2 protein-coding genes and 2 pseudogenes are annotated in these 5,365 nt (G+C 30.2%); 3 read left to right on the top strand and 1 reads right to left on the bottom strand.

Going from position 1 to position 5,365, the window contains the following annotated elements; all coding sequences use genetic code 4:
• Nucleotides 1-206 (bottom strand): annotated as a pseudogene (locus P690_RS04020) (IS256 family transposase); the annotation flags it as partial.
• 573 nt (nt 207-779) lie between these two features.
• On the opposite strand from P690_RS04020, the gene P690_RS04015 reads away from it, so the two are divergent.
• From P690_RS04015 to P690_RS04010, 3 genes and pseudogenes are all read left to right on the top strand, one after another.
• A complete protein-coding gene (locus P690_RS04015; RefSeq protein WP_051420965.1) occupies nt 780-2,246 on the top strand; it encodes a hypothetical protein in 1,467 nt (488 codons plus the stop codon).
• Between the two features lie 203 nt (nt 2,247-2,449).
• Nucleotides 2,450-4,459 carry a hypothetical protein gene (locus P690_RS0102520; protein WP_245576671.1) on the top strand — a complete coding sequence of 670 codons (2,010 nt, stop codon included), beginning with the start codon at nt 2,450-2,452 and terminating at the stop codon, nt 4,457-4,459.
• Nucleotides 4,460-4,812: 353 nt separating this feature from the next.
• Nucleotides 4,813-5,365 (top strand): annotated as a pseudogene (locus tag P690_RS04010) (transposase); the annotation flags it as partial.

Here is a 5,365-nt window from a genome sequence, read left to right as displayed (position 1 = left end):
TGATACACGTTTTCATCATTATCAGCATTTTCTCTCAATAATTCTAGTTTGCCAACGTGTTCACCATCAACCAGAGCCTGTAAAACAGGCTTAGCAATATAATCAGTGATGTTTAATAGTTGCTTTCCGCTATTAGGACCAAATTGTTTTACAAATTCAACGATTAATTTTTGAATCTGTTTCATTTGTTCGTCTTTTGAATTCATTTTTGTTTACCGTTTATAAAATTATATTAACCTTTCTTTTTTGAGTTAATTAATTGTTTTACACAAAATTGAATTCGGTGCCTTATCTATTTCAAGTTGTACGTCGATTGATGAAATTATTCCACAAATTAACCAAAAACCAAGTAGTGGAACAGATTCAAAACAACCAACTGATAATAATTCTGTAGATAACAACAATAGTGATACTAATTATCTAGGATCACAGTTGCAAAATGCTAGAAGTCAATTATCTAACTTAATTAATAATCAAACAAATACGCTTTATTCATATAACGATTATGCAAAGATAAAAAAGTTTTATCTGATGCATATACGGTTGCAGCCAGTGTTAGGGATAATCCTGATGCAAAACTAGAAACAATAAATAAAGCAGTTAATATATTACAAGAAGCGATTAATGCTGCTAGTACAGCTAAAACTAATTTTAATAGAGATAATGCAACGCTTGTTCAACAATTTAATGATTTAAGAAATAATCTTGAAATTAAACAAACGGTTTTAGATCAACTAACTAATGATAATTACGCTACAATAAGCAACCATCTAAAAACTTTGTATGCTAACGCGCAAACAATTATAAATAATACCTTATCACCAGTTGATGGTGATATTCCTAGTGTGCAAGATTTGCAAATCTTAAACACTAGTATTGAAAGTGCAACTAATACTAATAATTTAACAACCCAAAAAGAGAATGCTGATACTCTAAGTATTGGTTTTATTAAGTATGCATTAGATAATCAGCACCTATCAAGAACTGATGCAGATCATAATCATCCCCAACCATGAAATTATGGGTTTGTAGGTTATAATGTTGATATTGGTGATAACACCAATAATCAACAAGTCAACCAATCAAATCTTAATTTTAGCTTTGCTAAAAAACAGATTTGATTAAATCCAACCACTGTGCTAAGTGATTCTAATAGTTTAACTGATGTTGCTTGGATTTATGGATTTTTTGGATCTGATGCTAAGTATAAATTAACATTTGATTATTATGGTCCTGGAACTGCCTATTTATATTTTCCTTATAAGTTGGTAAAACAAGCAGATAGTACTAAAGTAGCGCTTCAATACAAATTAAATGATGGAACAAACACGCCAGTTGTGTTTGGATCTCAAGATCAAGTTGGTGGATCAACTAATCAACTTACATTAAATCCAACTCCAGCAGTTGATAAGATCAATGTTGCTAAACTAACGATAACTGGTTTAACTTATGGAACTAATACGATTGAATTCAGCGTTCCAACAAACCAAGATAAAGTAGCTCCGATGATTGGTAATATGTATCTGACTTCATCAGATACTAATGTTGATAAGATATACGATAGTATCTTTGGTAACCAACCAAATAGTGAAAACGCTAACGTGATTGATGTTGATCTTGTAACAGGTTATAGTTTAGCAGCAGATTATTCAACTTATTTAGCTCCTTATACTAGAGCAATTGCTAACGTAGCTAATTCAGCTGTTACTAGACGCTTCTTACTTGGTTATGTAGGTGGTAATGATGTTCGTGGAATGAATACGACTTGAAACACTGGAACCAACCCTCAAAAAGCCCCAACCAACACTAATGATGCAAGAAATTATATATTCTATGTAAATGCACCACAAGCTGGTCAATATTCAATTCAAGGAATATATTACACTGGTGAAAGTAGAGGATTAAACTTTTCAGTAGATGGTTCGACTTCTGAAGTGTTAAAAATAAGTAATTTGCTATCAAGTAGATCTTGAGATGGAATACTAAGAAAATTTGATACTAATGCAACTAATAGTACTGATAGCAATACTCAACAAAGTGTGAACAGTTCATTAAGATTTTCAAAAACAAGCTTACATTTAAATAAAGGACTTGATAGAATTATCGTTACTGGTGATAGTAATATTACAAATAAAAACACACCTAACTTGGGTAATTTAACCTTTACATTTGTAAACCCACAACCTAACGAAAATCCAACTACTGCACCTTCAAGTTCAGCATCTGCTAAGACTTCACAAAGTTAATTAGTACTAATATTAGATATCTAAAACTATCAATAGCTAGTTTTTATCTTCAAATAGGCAATTCAGTATCCAAAAATAAGAAAAATTATTTTAAGTTAGCTAAACCTATTAACCAATTATCGGAAATAAATTTAATTATTTCTTAATATTTCATTTTTATCTTTATAATTAATTTTTTTATAATAAGAAACATATTTAAGTGAATGAAAAATATGAAAACGATGAAATATATAAGAATTGCTAGTTTGCTAGCTCTAGGTTCAATTATGAGCCTAGGAGTGACTAGTTGTTCTTTAATCGTGTTAAAAAGCATAAAATCAATTAAAAAGCCGGATAATCCTTCTAATAAATTACCAGATGATAAACCACCAAATAAAGGCGATGGTAATATCAATATTGATACTGATCAAATAAAAGACTTACAATCTGCTAAGACAATTTTAAAAAGTTTAATTGCCAACCAATCAGCTACCACTGAATCATTTGATGATTATGCAAAGATAAAAAATGCATTATCTAGCGCATATACTTTAGCTAATAATGTTAGCAACAACTCATCTGCATCTATAGATTCGTTGAAAAATGCAATTAGCAATTTACAAGCGGCAATTCATTCGGCTAAAAACGAGAAGCAAGATTTTGATAATAAACATTCAAATCTAGTGCAAACATACAATGCTATAAAAACATCTTTAAGTTATCAACAAGATATTTTAGATCAATTACAAGATGCAAACTACAGTTTGATAAAAGCTTATGTAACTAATTTATTTAATCAAGCACAAGTAATTATTAATAATACCTTAGTTCCTGTGAATGATGCTAACACACCCGTTTTAGAAAACCTTCAATCATTAAATAATAAGATTTTATCATCAGCAAGACAAGAAGTTATCGCATCACAAATAAATAAAGTTGATAATTTAGTTAATTGATTCGAAAAGTTTGCACTAAATAAACAAGGTTTAACTGGAGTTGATTCTACAAGAAACAACCCCCAACCTTGGAACTACGGATTTGGTGGGTATAGTGTAGATATAGGAACAGGAGCACTAACTCAACCAGTGTCTAATATAATAAACACCGTATCAGTTCTTAATTATAGTTATTATAGAAGAATGTTCTGGCGAAATAATACAACATTATTACCAAACCAAGATGGTTTAACTGATGTTTCTTGAATATACGGATTATTTGGTAATAATGCTAAATATACATTTACTTTTAATTATTATGGTCCATCAACAAGTGGGTATTTGTTCTTCCCTTATAAGTTAGTAAAACAAGCTGATAGTAACAACATAGCATTACAATACAAATTAAACAACGCAAATCCAGTAGCCATTAATTTTAGTGGTAGTTCAGCACAAACTAATAACAACCCAGCACCATCTGTTAATAATATTAATGTAGCTAGTGTTATGTTAACTAATTTAAGATATGGTTCTAACACTATTGAATTTAGTTTACCAGCTAACGATTCAACTAAAGTAGCTCCAATGTTTGGTAATATGTATATTAGTGGATCGGCTAATAATATAGATAAGGTGTACAACGATATCTTTGGTAACGAACCTGCGCAAGAAAGTAATAGTATTATAGTTAAGTTTGCAACTGGTTATAATCTTGCATCTGATTATTCAACATTCATCGTTCCATATACTAGCAATTTAGCAAATATCAGTAATTCACAAAGAACAGAACGTTTTTTAATTGATTTTGTTGGTGGTTCAACTGTTAGAGGTTCATCTAACAATAGTAATAGTTGATACTTTGTTGGCATTAATCCACAAAAAGCACCAAGTTCAACAGGTGCTAATAGAACATTTATCTTTTATGTTAATGCACCACAAACTGGTGATTATGCTCTAAGTGCTCCATACTATACAACAAGTATGAGAAATTTAAGTTTTTCAGTAAACAATCAAACGGGAAATAATAATGTGATAGATATTAACAACTTATTATCATCAACACGAAGAGATCGCACTTTAAGACAGTTTGATACTAGTCAAACAAACGGAACAAATGATAATAATAAACAAAGTCTTAGCACTCCTGATTTAATGTTTTCTCATCCAACCTTACGCTTAACAAAGGGTATTAACAAGATTGTGGTTAATGGTGGTTCAACTGGTGGTGATGCTCCACTATTTGGTAATGTGACCTTTAGATACGTATCATCAACATCTAGAAATGGTGTTGGTTCATAGATGGTGGAATAACTTTAGATTAGACTTACCAAAAAACTATAATTACAATAATTCAATTTAAAAAAAGAATTATTGTTTTTTTATGTCAAAACACTTAATTGAAAAAAATGTATTAGATTATTTTTGAAACCTTAAAAGAGCTCAATTATAAGTTAAATTTAATTAAGTAAAATACAGAAAAGTGAATTACTATTTATAAATGAATTTTTAAATAAATGCATTCTGTTTATGAATCATAATAAAGTGATGAATTCATTGTTATTGGTGAACGCAATTGGTCTAAAAAAACACTGAATTCAATTTTGTGTAAAACACTAATTAACTCAAAAGGAAAGGTTAATATAATTTTATAAACGGGTTATATTGCCAAGCCTGTTTTACATGCTTTGGTTGATGGTGAACGCTTTGGTAAACTAGAGTTGTTGAGATAAAATACTGATAAGTATCAAAACGGATCATACACTAAAAATGTTAAGTGAGTGCAAGAAGACATTTTCATAGAAATGAAAAAAATTAGCGGTAAAAACAAGACTTTCAAATTATCCCGAAATATCAAATAATTATTCAAGATAAGTTTATCTTAGATGTTCTTTCTTTAGCTTCTACTCGTTTGTCAAACAATGAAATCGCTGATCAAATAACGTCAATGTATGGGTTCAAAGTAAGTCCTAGCGTAATTTCAAATTTTATCCAAACTGTTCAAGATGAGATGCGCGATTGGCATGAAAGACCGCTAGAAAACAACTACCTAATCATAATGATTGACGGTAAGGTTTTTAAGATCAAAACTGAAGAAAGCGGACGTTCAAAGTACGTAAATAAAACGCTTTATGTGGTGGTAGGAATCAATACTGACGGGCAAAAAGAACTTATAGCACTATACGTAAGCAACACTGAATCCGCTAC

Source organism: Mycoplasma imitans ATCC 51306, assembly GCF_000518305.1.
Taxonomy (GTDB): domain Bacteria; phylum Bacillota_I; class Bacilli_A; order Mycoplasmatales; family Mycoplasmoidaceae; genus Mycoplasmoides; species Mycoplasmoides imitans.
The sequence above is the reverse complement of the archived record's forward strand: the minus strand, read 5'-3'. Positions and strand labels throughout refer to the sequence as shown.